The sequence below is a fragment of the Stenotrophomonas sp. YJH_SMC_8 genome, from assembly GCF_059371315.1.
Map to the genome: position 1 here is coordinate 171,758 of NZ_JCAFUL010000006.1, position 16,491 is coordinate 188,248.

General features: G+C 66.2%; 14 protein-coding genes and 1 pseudogene. 3 read left to right on the forward strand and 12 right to left on the reverse strand.

Going from position 1 to position 16,491, the window contains the following annotated elements:
- Positions 1-22: 22 nt before the first annotated feature.
- The gene (locus AC5P88_RS09700; RefSeq protein ID WP_495224899.1) at positions 23-769 is read right to left on the reverse strand and encodes a hypothetical protein; all 747 of its coding nucleotides are present in this window, start codon (positions 767-769) and stop codon (positions 23-25) included.
- Positions 766-3,492, reverse strand: coding sequence for a TonB-dependent receptor plug domain-containing protein (locus AC5P88_RS09705; protein WP_495224900.1), 2,727 nt, complete (start codon positions 3,490-3,492; stop codon positions 766-768). The genes AC5P88_RS09700 and AC5P88_RS09705 overlap by 4 nt, the downstream gene beginning before the upstream one ends.
- A gap of 217 nt (positions 3,493-3,709) precedes the next feature.
- Between AC5P88_RS09705 and AC5P88_RS09710 the strand changes: the two genes are divergently transcribed.
- Positions 3,710-4,309 (forward strand): GNAT family N-acetyltransferase, encoded by a 600-nt coding sequence (locus AC5P88_RS09710; RefSeq protein WP_495224901.1) that lies wholly within the window; start codon positions 3,710-3,712, stop codon positions 4,307-4,309.
- Here AC5P88_RS09710 and AC5P88_RS09715 read toward each other — a convergent pair.
- Positions 4,306-5,082 carry a CDP-diacylglycerol diphosphatase gene (locus AC5P88_RS09715; RefSeq protein WP_495224902.1) on the reverse strand — a complete coding sequence of 259 codons (777 nt, stop codon included), beginning with the start codon at positions 5,080-5,082 and terminating at the stop codon, positions 4,306-4,308. The two genes, AC5P88_RS09710 and AC5P88_RS09715, sit on opposite strands and share 4 nt — an antisense overlap.
- 68 nt (positions 5,083-5,150) lie before the next feature.
- The gene (locus AC5P88_RS09720) at positions 5,151-5,807 is read right to left on the reverse strand and encodes a decarboxylase (protein WP_495224903.1); all 657 of its coding nucleotides are present in this window, start codon (positions 5,805-5,807) and stop codon (positions 5,151-5,153) included.
- Between the two features lie 170 nt (positions 5,808-5,977).
- Here AC5P88_RS09720 and AC5P88_RS09725 point away from each other — a divergent pair, with 170 nt between their 5' ends.
- Positions 5,978-6,274 (forward strand): hypothetical protein, encoded by a 297-nt coding sequence (locus AC5P88_RS09725; RefSeq protein WP_106549463.1) that lies wholly within the window; start codon positions 5,978-5,980, stop codon positions 6,272-6,274.
- Between the two features lie 129 nt (positions 6,275-6,403).
- Here AC5P88_RS09725 and AC5P88_RS09730 read toward each other — a convergent pair whose 3' ends face one another.
- The 8 genes and pseudogenes from AC5P88_RS09730 to AC5P88_RS09765 form a co-directional block, all read right to left on the reverse strand.
- Positions 6,404-7,288 carry a hypothetical protein gene (locus AC5P88_RS09730; RefSeq protein WP_495224904.1) on the reverse strand — a complete coding sequence of 295 codons (885 nt, stop codon included), beginning with the start codon at positions 7,286-7,288 and terminating at the stop codon, positions 6,404-6,406.
- Between the two features lie 117 nt (positions 7,289-7,405).
- A pseudogene (locus AC5P88_RS09735) lies at positions 7,406-8,014 on the reverse strand (SMI1/KNR4 family protein).
- A gap of 92 nt (positions 8,015-8,106) precedes the next feature.
- Positions 8,107-9,813: a D-lactate dehydrogenase gene (gene dld / locus AC5P88_RS09740; RefSeq protein WP_495224905.1), complete on the reverse strand. Its 1,707-nt coding sequence runs from the start codon at positions 9,811-9,813 to the stop codon at positions 8,107-8,109.
- Positions 9,810-10,949 carry an FMN-dependent L-lactate dehydrogenase LldD gene (gene lldD / locus AC5P88_RS09745; protein WP_495224906.1) on the reverse strand — a complete coding sequence of 380 codons (1,140 nt, stop codon included), beginning with the start codon at positions 10,947-10,949 and terminating at the stop codon, positions 9,810-9,812. The genes dld and lldD overlap by 4 nt, the downstream gene beginning before the upstream one ends.
- Before the next feature lie 4 nt (positions 10,950-10,953).
- A complete protein-coding gene (gene lldR / locus AC5P88_RS09750; RefSeq protein WP_495224907.1) occupies positions 10,954-11,718 on the reverse strand; it encodes a transcriptional regulator LldR in 765 nt (254 codons plus the stop codon).
- A 53-nt stretch (positions 11,719-11,771) separates the two neighbouring features.
- Positions 11,772-13,430, reverse strand: coding sequence for an L-lactate permease (gene lldP / locus AC5P88_RS09755; protein WP_495224908.1), 1,659 nt, complete (start codon positions 13,428-13,430; stop codon positions 11,772-11,774).
- Between the two features lie 232 nt (positions 13,431-13,662).
- Complete coding sequence (locus AC5P88_RS09760) at positions 13,663-14,115, reverse strand: MgtC/SapB family protein (RefSeq protein ID WP_005413774.1); 453 nt, start codon at positions 14,113-14,115, stop codon at positions 13,663-13,665.
- Between the two features lie 126 nt (positions 14,116-14,241).
- Positions 14,242-15,000, reverse strand: coding sequence for an SDR family NAD(P)-dependent oxidoreductase (locus tag AC5P88_RS09765; protein ID WP_495224909.1), 759 nt, complete (start codon positions 14,998-15,000; stop codon positions 14,242-14,244).
- Between the two features lie 445 nt (positions 15,001-15,445).
- Between AC5P88_RS09765 and AC5P88_RS09770 the strand changes: the two genes are divergently transcribed.
- A complete protein-coding gene (locus AC5P88_RS09770; protein WP_495224910.1) occupies positions 15,446-16,399 on the forward strand; it encodes a helix-turn-helix transcriptional regulator in 954 nt (317 codons plus the stop codon).
- The last annotated feature ends 92 nt before the right edge of the window (positions 16,400-16,491 follow it).

The window sequence follows — 16,491 nt, forward strand, 5'->3', positions numbered from 1 at the left end:
TGATCCCGCGCATGTCCCGCCGCTACCGACCCGTGATGGCGTTGGCGGCCGGGTCCACCGAGAACACGAAACGCCCACCCTGCTGGTCCCTGCCCCACGTCATCGGTGCCGTGGTGAGGCTGTAGACCGGACTCGCCTTGTCCAGGCCGAACGCCTCGGACCAGGCGCTGAAATCCTCCTCGGTACGGCTGCGGATCTCGCCGACGCACAGGCTGTAGCCGCAGGCAAAGGACACCAGCGTGCCATCCTTGCCGATGAGCCGGGTCGCAGCGTCCTTGTAGAGACCCGTCAGGTCCTGCACCTCCGGCCGGCGGGACGCATCGCGCTCGAACTGGCCGACCACCTGCGCGAACGCCTTGTCCGAACCCAGCAACGCCTCGCTCTTCTCCGCGGACACCCCGCCATCGGCCATCAGCAGGCGCTCGCCCTCGAGGAAGTGATCCTCGACGTTCGCGGGCCCGCGGGCAGCCGTCGCACCCGCCGATGCCGATGCCGATGCCGCGCGCGGTGCCCCAGCATCGGTCGCTGCATTGGAGTGGGACGGCACGGGCGCGGCCTTGGCCGCCTCCGCCGCATCGTCCGCGCTGGCTGCCTGCCTGCCACTGCAGCCGGCCAGGGCCACCACTGCAATCACACTCCACACTCTCACATCCATGCGTTTCATCCTCCCGGTAATGGCGCAGCATGCCACGCGCGCCGCGGCAGCACCGGTGCGGCGCACAAAGAAAAGCCCGGCATTGCCGGGCCTTTCGTTCGCCTGCCGGTTCAACGGAACCGGTAATCCAGCTGCACCCAGTACTGGCGGCCGTACGGGTCGTAGTTGCCGACCGGGTAGAACGGCCAGCCGCCTCCGTTCCTGTCCGCCGGCGGGCGGCTGTCACGCAGGTTGTTGACGATCACGCCCACCGACAGGTTCTCGCCGAACTGGCGGAAGACACTGGCGTTGTAGGTCATGTACGGCGCGATGCGGCCACTGCCATCGGTCTTCGGCAGGGAGCCGAAACGATTGCCGTACAGGGTGGTGGTCCAGTCGCCCTGGTTCCAGGTGATGCTGCCGTTGGCCTTGCTGCGCCACTGGTAGTCATCCAGCGAGTTGCGGATGTCGCGCTCGGGGTCGTCGGAGAACTGCCGGTACGTGTGCTCCAGCACCACCGTATAGGCCAGGCGCGTGGTGAAGCGGCCATAGCGACCGGCATCGAAACGCCAGTTGCCCTTCAGGTCCAGGCCGCGCACCGACTCAGAGGCGGCGTTGATCGGGTTGATCAGCACACGGGTCACCTGGTCCGGCTGCACCGTGGCATTGGACGGGTTGCGGATCACCCGCGACAGCGCGTCCTGGCACAGCGGTGAACCGATATCACGCGCCTCGCCGCCCAGCGTCTTTCCCAACCGGCAATCAGCCTCGTCACGCAGGATACGGCTGGTATCGAGGCTGGTCACCTCGTTGTCGATGCGGATGTCGTAGTAGTCGGCACTGAAATCCAGGCCAGCCAGCGGCGACCAGACCACGCCGAAACCATAGGACTTGGCCGATTCCGGCTGCAGCTGCGGGTTGGCACGGTTGCTGTAGTCGATCGACAGGCCGTTGTAGTCACAGTTGTCGTACGACTGGCCAGCAGTGCGGCAGCGCCAGTAATCGGTCATGCCCGGGTTGTAGCCGCGGGTTTCGGTGGCGAATACGTAGTTCATGTCCGGCGCCCGGAAGCTGGTCGCCGCCGTACCACGGATCAGCAGGCTCTCGATCGGGCGGAACTCGACGCCGAAGCTCCAGGTTGCCTTGCCGATGTGCTCGCCGCCAGCTCGGTACTGGTCATAGCGACCGGCCAGGGTGGTGGTCAGCGACTGCAGCAACGGCAGCTGCAGCTCCACGCCGGCGGCATAGCGGTCGCGCTCGCCCCCGGCACCGATACCGGCGCTGGTGTTCCAGAACTCGCCGGTGCCCAGGCGCGGGTCCGGGCGGTTGCGGTAACCCTGGCTGCCGGCCTCGACCACCGCAGCCAGCGCGGCGTCGCCACCGGGCAGTGCGAACAACCGGCCGTTGACGCTGGCGCTGAAGGTCTGCAGCCACGCCGCGTTGCGGCTCTCCTGGTAGCCGGACAGGCCCTGGTACTCGTCCGGCGTCAGCGGCTGGAACAGGCGCGCCGGGTCCGGCGCATAGACCTCCACGCCATTGCGCACGCCCAGCTTCGGGCCCAGCAGGTATTCATTGATGCCGGCCAGCAGCACCGGGCGGCGGGTGCGGTTCTCGTAGCGTGAGCGGCTGTAGACCGCTTCATAATCCCAGCCACTGTCACCGATCTGGCCGCGCGCGCCGACGTTGAACGACCAGGAATTTTCCAGGAAACGATTGGCATTGCGCGGCAGGCCGCCGATTTCCTCGGGCGCGAAGCGGCGGTACCAGCTTTCCAGGTTGCCGGTGGTCTGGTTGTAGAAGTAGTTGCGGGCCGAGGTCCAGGTGGGCGCACGGGTGTTGTTGGTGATGCGTGCGCTGCCCACGGCCAGATCGGCGAACAGGTCGGTGGTCTCGTTGACGTGGAAGGTCAGCAGGCCGTAGCCGTTGAGGTTGCGCTTCTCGGTCTGCACCGTCCAGTAGCTGGCGGCGGCCTCGTTGCTGCCGCAGTACCAGCCCTGGCGCGGGTTGAAGGCGCGGAACACGCTGCCACCATAGATGTCCGACGCCGCGTCGCAGCCATTCACGCCCGGATCGATGTTGCGGCCGGTGGCAGCGTTGCGGCGATATGCGATCGCGGTCGCCTGCGGCGCCTTGCCGGTCGGATCGTCCTCCAGCGAATCCATGAAGTCGCGCTGGCGCGCATGGATCGCCTTGCGCACGTCGAACTCGAAGCCGAACAGGGCATCCCAGCGCTCGCCGGAACTGCCACCGACCACCTGCGCGCGCTGGTTGTCGCCACCGCCCTGCTGGGTGCCGCCGGCGCGCACGTTCACGTCCACACCTTCAAAGCGGTCCTTGAGGATGATGTTGACCACGCCGGCGATGGCATCCGAGCCGTACACCGCCGACGCGCCGGCAGCCAGCACCTCGATGCGCTCGATCAGGGCACTGGGAATGTTGGCCAGGTTGACCACGTTCACCGACCCTTCGTAGGCCAGCGGGTAGTCGGCCTGGCGGCGTCCGTTGACCAGCACCAGCGTGCGGTTCGGGCCAAGGCCGCGCAGGTTGATGGTGTTGGCCGCCGGAGTGAAGGTGTTGCCGAAGTCCTCGCCCTGCACGTTGCCGGTGTTTTCGGTCAGGGCACTCAGCGCGTCGAACGCATTGCGATAGCCCTGCACGTCGATCTGCTCGCGGCTGATCACCGTCACCGGGGACGGCCCCTCGACGCTGGCGCGCGGAATGCGCGAGCCGGTGACCTTCACTTCCTGCAACGAGGTGGGTGCGCTTTCCTGCGCGAAGGCCGGCAACGAGACCAGCATCAGGGACGACAGCGCGAGCACCAGCGGACGCGGGCGCAGCGCCTTGTGAGAGGCGGACATGGGCTTCCTGGGGGAGTTGGGCGGGTGGTACGGGACCGGAGGCCTGCGCGGCACATAACGATCCCGTAACGAAAGTGTCCTGAATGGGTGGTTTCAACGGAAATGACCAGCCCTGATGGACTTATGCCTGAACCGAATCAGGCCCCGCCCAGCGATCGTCGTGTTTTTGCAATCTTTTGAATGGTCTGGCGGACCCGGCATTGCCATCGTTCCGGGGATGATGACTCCGTACCCCACATCCCTCCTTCCCCCCTTGCGCCCTGTGTCGCGCCGCCACCTGCTGCAGCTGCAGGTGGCACCGGTCACCCTGCGCCCGTTCCAGCGGGCCGACCTGCCGGCCTGGCGCCTGTTCGACGACCGACGCCGGCGCGGTCGGCATCTTCACCCTGGCATCGACGAAGAAGCACGCTTCCTCGCCCACATGCACCGCTCGCGCCTTGAGCAGGACAACGACCAGTTGATGCTGGGCGTTTTTGATGACCAGCACGGCACCGTGCTGGACCAGTTGCACGTCCGCCTGCATTCGCTGCACTCGCGCTGCGCCGAGCTGCTGTCGCTGCAGCATTGGCATGCGCACACCGATGCGATGCTGCAGGCCCTGTGCCCGTTCCTGTTCGAGGATGTCGGCCTGCACCGGCTGTTCGTGATGCTGCCGCCGGACTGCAGCGCCCCCTTTACCCACGCGCTTCGCGCCCGTGGCTTCGAGCAGGAAGGCGTGCTGCGCGACCAGCACCTTGGGCTGGATGGCTGGCAGGATCGCCAGCTGCTGGCGCTGACCGCACCGATCTGGCGCAGCCACAACCAGGCGGGGAGTTAGCGCACCCGCTCCAGCGCGTCGCCTGCACCGGTCAGGATCGCGCAGGCGTGGTCCTGCAGCTCTTCGCCGCTGGCCTCGTTGCCGCTACCCGCGTCGACGCGGGTAGCAAGCAGGATGAAACCCGGGCCAGCCTGCACGTTGTCCCGGCCAGCCACCACCAGGCTCCATTGGCCGACATCGCCCACGCCGCTCAGGTCATAGGCGAGCAGGTTGAGCGGATTGGCAGTCAACTCCGTACCCGGCAGCAGCCGGGCCTGGTACTGATGGCCGCGCAGCAGTACCGGCAATGGTGTCCATTGCGTGCCCAGGGCACCGGCATGTGCGTCGAGGGCCTGCAGCACGTCGGCGCGCAGGCAATCCACATGGATATGCAGCTGGTGCTGCGAGCGGCCATGCGGTGAATTCAGCGCCAGGCTGGCGACGTTGCGCGGCAGCGGTTGGCCCAGGGCCTGCTCGGTATGGCTGCGGGCCTGCCAGGCTGCGGCAAAGTAATTCGGCGCACCGCGCTGGTACAGGGCGATGTTCTCGATTCCGCTGACCTTGTCCAGCGGCATCAGCAGGAACTGGTAGTCACCATGCGCATCCTTGACCAGCACATCGCGGCGGTCCGCTGCTGCTTCCACCCGCAGGCAATCACCCCGCGGGCCTTCGGCGCCACGGCAGTCACGCTCGATCAATCGCCACAGCGCATCGGAATGGGCCGGCGGCGGGGGCGCACTGGCACAGGCGGACAACAGCAGCAGGGACGGCAGCAGGAAGGGGCGCAGGGACACGGCAACGGCTCACGGAACAGGCACGGCAGACGGCGCCGCGACGCATTCTAGCCAGTGCAGTGCTGCAATCAGTAAGTGCCGAACGGCACTTCAACCACGATCGGGGCAGCGCCCTCGCCTGTCTGCAGGGTGTAGCGGTCCAGCGCACCATCGTCGTCGGCATGCGGCTGGCGCTGGAAATGCAGCGGATAGCGGCCGTCACCCAGGCGCACCGCGCTGCCATCGGCGTCCAGCGCGGCTCCCTCGGGGATCAGCAGCCCACCCAGGTCGCTGTAGGCGCCCGGCACATCGGCGAAGCTGTAGTCGGCCAGTTCGTCCACCCGCTGCATCGCGTAGACGTGCGGAACATAGGGCCGTGCCGGGCTGCGGCCATTGCTCAGGTCGGTCACCCAGGCCTGCGGCAGGTGGTACTGCTCACGCAGCGCGGCCACGCCCAGCGAGGGACTGGCCACCTGCAGGCAGCACACCGTGCGCTTGCCTTCACGGTCGAGAATGGCGAAGCGATCGCCCCGGCTCGCCGCCTGCGGCAGCATGCCGAAGGCCAGATTGCGCTGGGCCGGCACATAGCCGGCTTCGGTCTGCAGGTTGCGCCAGGCACCGAACACCGGGGGTTCGGCCGGCGCAGGTTCCGGTTCGGCAGCGGAGGCGGCAAACGCCATGCCCAGCATGGACAGCGCCAGTGCCATCATCGTCCTGCCCTTGTCGCGGAAACTGCCTGCCGTCATACCGTGTCCAGCACCTGCACCGGAATGGCCCGGCCCGCCCGCTGGCGTGCTGCCAGTCATCCCTCCCACTATGCAATGGCCACGACGTGCCGGCAATGACCATGACGCTGACGCCTTTGCCACATCGGGTGCTATCGTTCCCGCCATCTCCCCTGCGCAGGAGCGCTCGCATGTCCACCTTCCGTCTGTTCCTGTTGCTGCCCGCCTCGGCCCTGCTGCTGTCGGCCTGCGTCAGCACGCCCGGCCCGCAGGTCAAGGGCAGCGGCCACTGCGATGCCAGCCAGCTGGGCTGGGCGATCGGCCAGCCGGCCAACGAACCCAACATCCGCCGCCTGTCTGCCGAAAGCGGTGCCGGCCTGGTCAACCCGATCGGCCCCAGCACCATCACCACCAAGGACATCCGCCAGGACCGCCTGCGCGTGTTCGTGGACAAGGACAACATCATCACCGCCACCCGCTGCGAGTAAGCGCCGCAGCAGGTTTCCGTAGAGCCGAGCCCATGCTCGGCTGCGCTTCCGTGACAGCCGAGCGCAGGCTCGGCTCTGCAGAAAACGCGGGGCGAGCATGGCTCGACTCTGCAACCCAGGGTTGAGGGCTCAGGGTTCGGTATAGCCGGCGCAGTCCGGCAATGCCTGGTCCGGCTGGAACATGCCCCCGCGGAAACGGAACAGCCGCGTATAGGTGCATGCCGGATCCTGCTCGGTGCGCAGGTCCTTCTTCTTCAGCGGCCCCTTGGCCAGCGAATCCTCAAAACGTGAAACGCCGGCCGGGAACCGGGTCGCCACCGTCTGGTAGCGCAGCACCGGCATCCCCTGCTCTGCAACGTCCAGCGCCAGCTTCGCCGAAAAGCCGTACTCGTCGTGGCAGGCACCTGCGCGCTGCTTGCTGTCCTGTTCGCTGAAGCAGGCACGGATCATCGCGTTGCCTCGCCATGGCAGGGTCAGCACGTCATCGTCCACCTGGATGTCGTCCTGCAGATGGCGCACCCGTGCCAGTTGCAGCGTGGACGCATCGGCACCGCCACCGGAGTACATGGCGCTGAACGTGACGATGCCACCCACCAGCACGTTCTGGCGGGCGCGCTGCTGCGGGTCGGTCACCGGTTCATCGCTGCCGACACCCGGGGCCAGGCGCACGATCCAGGGCCAGAGCTTGAGCTCGCTTTCCTGCGGCACATCGATGCTGACGTGATAGCTGTGGGGCTTGCCTTGGCCCTGCACCTTTTCCAGCACTTCAAGCAGGGTGGGCCGATCACCCTCCTCGGCTGCTGGCTGCACGCGCACGCACCAGTTGCCGTCCCGGGTGCAGTCATAAAGCCCCGACGGTCCGGTCTCATTCGCGATCAGCACCTGCCCCAGCGGCTCCATCACGTTGCCGGCGGCATCGCGCTGCTGCGGCAGGATCGCGGACTGGGCCAGCGCCAGCAGCGGGGTCGCCAGCAATGCGACGCACATGATCGTGCGGGCAACGATGATGGGCATGGAGGAGATTCCTGCTCGTGGGATCCAGATGGTAGCGCAGGAGTAACTGGTCGATCGCGACCGGCCCAGTCAACCGGAGCCCAACCGATGCATTACCTGTCAGAACGGCGCTCCCGACTAAGCTCCGCCAGCAGTCCGGAGAATGGCCGCGGGAACGAAGCCGTCATCAGTTGGCGACTCGAGATTCTCACCATCCCAGCTTGCCTGACTGATCCACTCCACAGCCTTTTCAGCGAACTCAGCGAAAGTGGGAGCGAGAAGGTACTTGGTGTCTTCATCCGCACCAAAGGCAATCATCTGTCCTTCACCACCGTCAATGTCGGGATCGAAATCCAATCCCATGTGATTGCCGCCACCATCGTGAGTCAGCGGTATCCAACGCGCATTGGTGTACATCGGCTTCACCACCCCCGCGGGACTCGACTTCATGAACTCCGCGCAGTCCTCGTTCATGCCGTCGGCCTCGATCTCACGTCAGCCGTGCCACTGCCGCCGAATCTCCATGGACGAGAGCATTTGACTACCGAACAGAAGCCCGACCCCATCCTGCCCATCGTGAATCATCAGCAACTGCTTCAGCAGATCTGGCAGGGCGAGTCCAAGCTGGGATTCCAGCTCGGCCAACTCGCTGCCAGAGGCTCCCGGCCGCAACTGCACTTCATCCACACAACCCTTCTCGTGAAGCGACGCCTTGATGGACGCCCATATCTGATCTGCGCTCTGCATTGGTTCTGTATCCGTCTCAGCCAAGACCTCAGCCTAGTGCCAACCGGATCAGTGAGGAATGCAAGAAGTCCGAATTCTCAGAGACTGCGCTGCTAGTGCCCACTGCAGTCGCAGCTACCCCACCCTTTTTTCTTCGAGGTCTGGCCGATGCCAGGATTGAACGTATTGCTCGGATCAAGCTGCCTGTAGAAGCCCGCCAGCGCAGGCTTGGCCGGGTACAGGTGGCCGACGTTGTGCTCGGCCGGATACTCGGCACCACGCTTGTCCAGCAATGCCCACATCGCATGCTCGATCGCCATCGGGTCTTCACCCTTGCGCGCGATGTAGTCCTGATGGAACACGTGGCACAGGAAGTGCCCGTAATACAGCTTGTGCAGCAGGCGGCCGTCGATATCCGCCGGCAGCTGCTCGAACCAGTCGGCGTCGTCACGTCGCAGCGCGATGTCCAGCGCGACGATGTCCTGCACCTGGTCACGATGCACTTCACGGTAGCGCACTGCGGCACCGGCCACGGCAAAGCGATGCAGGAACGCCTTGCGGCCTTCCTCTGCCGTGCAGTGGAAATAGCCGCCTTCGTGGCCTGCGAAGAAGTCGCGCAGCCAGGCTTCGGTCTGCGCCGCGTCCTGCGCGGACACCTTCAGCAGCAGGTGATGCTCATAGCGCTGGCGGAACTCGCCCATGCGCTTGGGCAGGTGCGAGGGCAGCAGGCCGGTCAGCACCTGCATCACGCGGTCGGTCACGCCGCGGAGGCCCAGCCGTTCGAACCAGCCATCGACGCGGCTCTTCAGCGCGAACGCGGCCGGCACGCGCGCAGTGCCGAGACGATCGATCAGCAGGAAGCTGTCCTTGCCGTAGCGTTCGCCGATGTCATAGGCATCGCGGTGGATGTACTCACCGGCAATCGGCAGGCGCTCGAAGCCGGTCAGCAGCTGGCGGCGGATCGCGGTGAGGCTGTCGGTGCGGTTGCTGCCGATGTAGAAGACCTCGGCAGCCTCCCTCTCGAACGTGTCCAGGCGCACCGCGAACACAGCCAGTTTGCCGGCCGAACCGGCCGCTTCGTAGTGACGGCTGGGATCGGCATTGAAGCGCGCCGGGGTATCGGCATCGACCTTGCGTACTTCCTCCGCATAGCGTGGATCAGAGGCCGCGCGGCCGTCGCCATTGCCAACATCCGCCGCGCTGTAGTCGCCCACCTGCAGGCGCTGCAGGATCTGCTCGGGCGTATCACCCAGCGCGATGCCCAGATGATTGACCAGCTGCAACCGGCCCTCCGCGTCGACCTGCGCGTACAGTGCCAGCTCGGTATAGGCCGGGCCACGGCGCACCAGCGCGCCGCCGGAGTTGTTGCAGATGCCGCCGAGTACCGACGCACCGATGCAGGACGAGCCGATCACCGAATGCGGCTCACGGCCGAGCGGTGCCAGTGTCTGCTCCAGCCGGTCCAGCGTCGCGCCGGGCAGGCACAGCACCTGGCGCCCTTCGTTCAACAGCTGGATGCCGGTCAGGCGCAGCGTGCTGACCAACACGATCGGGCGACCGTAGTCGTTGCCATCCGGGGTCGAACCGCCGGTCAGGCCGGTGTTGGCCGCCTGCAGGATGATCGCCGCCCCACCCTGCACCGCCGTCTGCAGCACGCGCCACAGTTCCAGCAGCGTGCCCGGGCGCACCACGGCCAGCACCGGGCCATCGCCGAAGCGGTAGCCGCGACGGAAGCGGCGTGTGGCCTTGTCGCCGGTCAGCACATGGCGGTTGCCAACCGCGTCGCGCAACTGCGCCAGCACCGCGTCGTGACTGCTCACGGCAGGCTGACCAACGAGTCGCGGCCGATGTCGGCAATGCGGCGCGCGCCGGTCAGCGTCATCGCCACCCGCATTTCCTTGGCCATCAGGTCCAGCAGGTTGGCTACGCCCGCCTCGCCCTGCGCGGCGAGCGCATAGACGAACGCGCGGCCCAGCAACACGGTGTCGGCACCCAACGCCAGCATGCGCACCACGTCCAGGCCGGTGCGGATGCCGGAGTCGGCGAGGATCTTCAGGTCACCCTGCACCGCATCGGCAATGGCCGGCAGTGCGCGCGCGGTCGACAGCACGCCGTCCAGCTGGCGACCACCGTGGTTGGAGACCACGATGCCATCGGCACCGAACTTCACCGCATCACGCGCGTCGTCCGGGTCGAGGATGCCCTTGATCACCATCGGGCCCTTCCAGAACTCGCGGATCCATTCCAGGTCCTTCCATGAAATGGACGGATCGAAGTTGCTGCCCAGCCAGCCGATGTAGTCCTCCAGCCCGGTCGGGTTGCCACGATAGGTGGAGATGTTGCCCAGGTCATGCGGGCGCCCGAACAGGCCCACGTCCCACGCCCAGTGGGGATGGGTGATGGCCTGGCCGATGCGGCGCAGCGAGGCGTTCGGGCCGCTCATGCCGGAGTGCGCGTCACGATAGCGCGCGCCGGGCACCGGCATGTCCACGGTGAACACCAGGGTGGTCACGCCGACGGCCTGCGCGCGCTCCAGTGCATTGCGCATGAAGCCACGATCGCGCAGCACATACAGCTGGAACCACATCGGCCGCTGGATGGCGGGGGCCACTTCCTCGATCGGGCACACCGATACGGTGGACAGGGTGAAAGGGATACCGCGGCTGTCGGCCGCGCGCGCCGCCTGTACTTCACCGCGCCGGGCATACATGCCGGTCAGGCCGACCGGCGCCAGCGCCACCGGCATCGCCAGTTTTTCCCCGAACAGCTCGGTTTCCAGGCTCAGGTCGGACATGTTGCGCAGGATGCGCTGGCGCAGCGCGATGTCGGACAGGTCGGAAACGTTGCGCTTCAGCGTGTGCTCGGCATACGCGCCGCCATCGATGTAGTGGAACAGGAACGGCGGCAGCCGGCGTTGCGCTGCGGCACGGTAATCGGTGGAGGCGGAGATGATCATGGGGTCAACCGTGTGGGGAAGGTAGACGCGAGGCCCGCGCACGCCGGGCTTCGTTGTCATCGAGGGTGCGCAGCGTGGTGTGCACGAACTCGAGGTGGGCATGCGCGGCGGCGCGCGCGCGTTCCGGGTCGCCGGCCAGCACCGCATCCATCATCTCGCGGTGCTGGTCGGACAGCGGCGAGAAGGTCCTCGCCGAGGTGTAGAGCTTCTCGCGGCTCTGCGAGATGTTGGTCTGCAGCAGCTCGAACAGGCCTCGCATCACCTGCAGCAGCACCAGGTTGTGCGAGGCCTCGGCGATGGACAGGTGGAAGGCCGCGTCGGCCTCGGCCTCGCCGGTGGGGTCGTCCTTGCCGTGCGCATCCATCATGGTCTGGAACGCCTGCGCGATGCGCGCGCGGTCCTCGTCGGTGGCGCGCAATGCAGCATGCCAGGCGGTGGCGCCTTCCAGTGCGTGGCGGATCTCCAGCACGTCGAAGCGGTATTCCGGGTCGCCCTGGAACAGCGGCAGGTACGGCGCCAGCGGTTCGTCCAGCGCCTGCCGCGCACGTGCCGCCGGCTCGGCCACGTAGGTGCCACCGCCGATCCTTGCGCTCAGCAGGCCCTGGCTGGCCAGCTGCGCGATGGCCTCGCGCAGCGCGGTGCGCGAGACCCCCAGCTGCACCGCCAGGGTGCGCTCGGCCGGCAGCCGGTCACCCGGCTGCAGCCGCTGTTCCTGCACCAGGCCGCGCAGCTGTGCGGCCACCTTGTCCGAAATACGTTGCGTGCTCATGGCGCCATTGTGGCCCGAAGCACGCAACGAAGGGTCAGTCGGCCTGGCATGGCTCAGGGAATCATCCAGGTCAGCCAGTAGGCCTGGGCCAGGGTGATCAGGCCGACCATCGTGGTGAAGACCAGGCTGTGCTTCACCGTGAAACGGAACAGGTCCGATTCCTTGCCGGCCAGGCCGACCGCCGCACAGGCAATGGCGATCGACTGCGGCGAGATCATCTTGCCGGTGACACCACCGGTGGTGTTGGCCGCCACCAGCAGCACGTCGGACACGCCGATCTGCTGTGCGGTGGTGGCCTGCAGTGCCGAGAACAGCGCATTGGACGAGGTATCCGAACCGGTCAGGAACACGCCCAGCCAGCCCAGGAACGGCGAGAAGAACGGGAACGCATCACCGGTGTGTGCCAATGCCAGCGCCAGTGTCGCCGACAGGCCCGAGTAGTTGGCGATGAAGGCGAAGGCCAGCACCATGCCGATCGAGTAGATCGGCATGCGCAGCTCTCGCACGGTTTCGCCAAAGGTCTGCAGCGCCGAACGGGCCGGCATGCGCAGGGCGATGATGGCGATCACCGCAGCAAGAATGATCGAGGTACCAGTGGCCGAGAACCAGTCGAATTTGTAGATTGCCTCGTAGCTGAGCGGCGCATCCACGATCGGCGGCATCTTCTGCACCATCTGGTCCAGCCCCGGCACCGGAATCTTCAGCACCCAGCCTTCCAATGGACCGCCGGCCGCGAACAGCGACTTGAACGGCTTGATGCTCCACAGCGTGACCATCGCGGTGAGGATCAGGAACGGCGACCACGCCTTGGCGATCTGGCCAACGCTGTAGCGCGGCGCTTCCAGTGCCTGGGCGGCCGCCTCGGCGCTGGTTTCGGTATCAAAGCGGAAGATCCGCACCGGCTTCCAGCGGCGCAGGAACAGGGTCAGGCACACCAGCGACGCCAGCGACGCGGTGATGTCCGGCAGTTCCGGGCCGATGAAATTGGAGGTCAGGTACTGGGCGATGGCGAACGAGCCACCCGCAACCAGCACCGCCGGCCAGGTTTCCTTGATGCCGCGCCAGCCATCCATGATCGCCATGATCCAGAACAGCACGATGATGGTCAGGAACGGCAGCTGGCGACCCGCCATCTGGCCGATCTCGAACGCATCCAGCCCGGTGACCTGCCCGGCCACGATGATCGGAATGCCCATCGCACCGAAGGCCACCGGCGCGGTGTTGACGATCAGGCACAGGCCGGCCGCATACAGCGGCTTGAAGCCCAACCCGACCAGCAGCGCCGCGGTGATCGCCACCGGCGCACCGAAACCGGCCGCGCCTTCGAGGAAGGCACCGAAGGCGAAGCCGACCATCAGCATCTGCAGGCGCTGGTCTTCGGTCACCGACAGGATCGAAGCGCGGATGATGTCGAACTGACCGGTCTTGACCGAGACCTTGTAGAGAAACACCGCGCCGATGATGATCCAGGCAATCGGCCACAACCCATAGACGAAGCCGAAGCCGGCGGCACCCAGCGCCTGGGTCAGCGGCATGCGGTAGAACAGCAGCGCCACGCCGAGCGCGATGGCCAAGGTGATGGTGCCGGCCAGCCAGCCCTTCATGCGCAGCACAGCGAGGGCAACGAAGAAGAACGCGATCGGCAGCAGCGCGATCAGGCTCGACAACCACAGGTTGCCGGCGGGGTCGTACAGGTGTTGCCAGGGCTGCATGGAAGCTCTCGACTGGGGGCGGTATGTGCTCCACCGCAGGCGGTGGGTCGCCGTGCCTGTCGATCATTGGTCATACCAATATCGATCTTGATCAGGCCACGTGGAGCGGATTTAACCGCCACACTGACGAAGCGCCTATTAGACCATAGGGCTAGATCGCATATTGGTCCTACCATTACAACTGCCCGTGGTAGTGCCGGCCGCTGGCCGGCAACCTCGTCCGCCACCTCCCCTACGAGATCCTCTTCTCCAACCTCCGCATCACCGCCAGCACCAGCACACACAGCACGCTCACTCCGATGGCGATCACGTACTTGCTGATCCCCACCGCAATCCCGATGGCCGCCGCCATGATCAGCGAGCTGGCCGTGGTCAGCCCGCTGACCTGGTCCTCGCGCGAGCCGCGCAGGATGGTGCCGGCAGCAACGAAGCCTACGCAGGCCACCACGGCCTCGATGAGGCGTACCGGGTCGACCTGCAGCAGGTCGCGGTAGCGCTCCTGCTGGAAATGTTCGGCCACCGAGTCGCCGAGGCCAACGATCAGCGCAGCGGCCCCGGCAATCAGCATGTGCGTGCGCAGGCCTGCGGCGTGCTTGCCCATCTCGCGCTCAACCCCGAGCACGCCGCCGAACAGCATCGCTGCAGCCACGCGCAGCAGGATCGAGACATCCTGGGTGAGTTCCATGGAAAAGCTCCGGGATTTTCCCGGAGCGTCGCGTGGCGATCGTGGGACGGGGGTGAAGGCGATGGCACGCCTTCTTCACGCCGCGCTTTCATCCACGCATGGCGCGGATCCATTGATCGCATTCGCTCACTGCGCCAGGTAGCCACCATCGATGGCGTAATAGGTACCGGTCGCGAACGAAGCGTCGTCACTGGCCAGCCAGGCTACCAGTGCCGCCACTTCTTCGGCCGTACCCAGCCGCTTCAGCGCATGGCGCCCTTCCAGCGTCGCGCGCACCTTCGGGTCCATCTTGTCCAGCAGCGGCGTGCTGATGAAGCCCGGGCCAACCGCGTTGACGCGGATGCCGTCTGCTGCATGCTCCCAGGCTGCGGTCTGGGTCAGGCCAACCACGCCGTGCTTGGCTGCAACATACGCGGTGGAACCGGCATAGCCCACCTGGCCCAGGATCGAGGCCATGTTGATGATGCTGCCACCCGTGCCGGCCGCACGCATGGCCTGGATCTGCGCACGCTGGCACAGGAACACGCTTGTGAGGTTGACGTTGATCACGCGCTGCCATCCTTCCACCGGATAGTCACCGCTGCTGGCCGCCGGCCCACTGATGCCCGCGTTGTTGACCGCGACATGCACGCCGCCCAGCTCCTTTACCGTGCGCTGCACCGCCGCCTCGACGGCGGCATCGTCAGTCACGTCCAGCGCGATGCCGATGGCCTGTGCACCGCTGCCCTGCAGCCGTGCCACCGTGGCATCCACCGCGTCCTGCTTCAGGTCCCATACCGAAACGCGCGCACCGGAAGCGGCAAGGGTCTGCGCGACCGCCAGGCCGATACCGGATACGCCGCCGGTCACGATCGCGGTCTTGCCGGTGAGCTGGTAATCGATCATCTGCATTCTCCATCTGTGGGGGTATCGATGCGGCGTGTCGCCGCTACCCCCCACGCTACCCCTTCATCCGTGATGACCCGGCAGAGAGCGCGTCCACGGGTGATCGTTCCACCCATAAAACCTCAACTCAAGTTGATGTATGGAATTGCGTACGGATATGCATGCAAAACGCCGCCGTATGTTCCACGGAAAATTAAACTTGGCCATATTGATCAATCGTTTTGACCATCTCGAAATCAAATGCCGGTGAATCAAGGCGACAATGGGAAACGTTTCCAGTTTCTTCGACACACTCATTCCAATCTGGCGTTTCCCCAGCCATCCAGCGTGCCATCGCCACCGCATCGCAGCGGGTCCGCACAGGCCACGACCGGAACTGCATCTGCAATGCAGAGCGCATGGGCGAGGTACTGCCAGCGTCCACCTCCTGCGCACGTGCCAAGCAATGTCCCGATACTTCACTTTTGCCGATTACCGCCGCTTCGGCCACCGCCACGGCTTTGATTACCGCGCCGACCCGGAGCACCTGCGCGACGACCAGTGGGCGGGCCATGGCGAGGTCAACGAGCAGTTCCTGCGCGGCGGCATGAGTCTGATCGCCTCCGACGTCCATAATCGCTTTCCATATGTCGCCACGGCCCAGCAGAGTCCCGGTCTGGCCATCCGCGTGATGCTGCTGGGCGAGGTCGATGTGCGCGTTCCGCGACGCGCTGGTTTCACCCTTCGCGCTGGCACGGCGATGACCGCACACCACCGCGAGGAGGTCGAGATGACTGGTACGCATCCCGGCGAAACGCGCATGCGCGGCGTCAGCGTCATGGTGCCCGGCCAGATCGATCCGGACCTGTTTCATCTGCCGCAGCTGGAGACCGCGCTCAACACCCACCTGGAATGCCGCCATTGGGCCATTCCGCATACCCTGCTGCCGGTGCTGGGCCAGCTGTTCGACAGCCCATGGGAGGACGGCATCGACGCGTTGTGGCGCGAAGGCGTCGCCCTGCAGCTGCTGGCCGTTGGCCTGAAGGCCGAGGATCTGCAGACCGACCCTGTACGAACGCTGCGGGCCGGCCAGCGCGAGCGCCTGGAGCGTGTGCGCGCCTACCTGCATGATGACCCCAGCCATGCCCACAGCCTGGTCGAGCTGGCGCAGCTGGCGTGCATGAGCCCAAGTTCGCTGCGCCGTCATTTCGCCCAGCAGTACGGAAGCTCGGTATTCGACTACCTGCACGAACAGCGCATGCGCCACGCCGAACAGGGCCTGCGGGAGGACGGCTGGACGGTCGAGCAGGCCGCCGCCGCCAGTGGTTACCGCCACCCCAGCAACTTCGCCGCTGCATTCCGCAAGCGCTTCGGCCTGGTGCCCAGCCGCTGGCGCACCGGTCCTTCGAAGGTGGGCTGAAGGCATCTGCCCTGGTAGGTGTCGTCCTTGGTCGACACGCTCTCGCGCCATCGCGGATGCCGGCCAGCGGCCGGCACCACCAACGCCGCCGG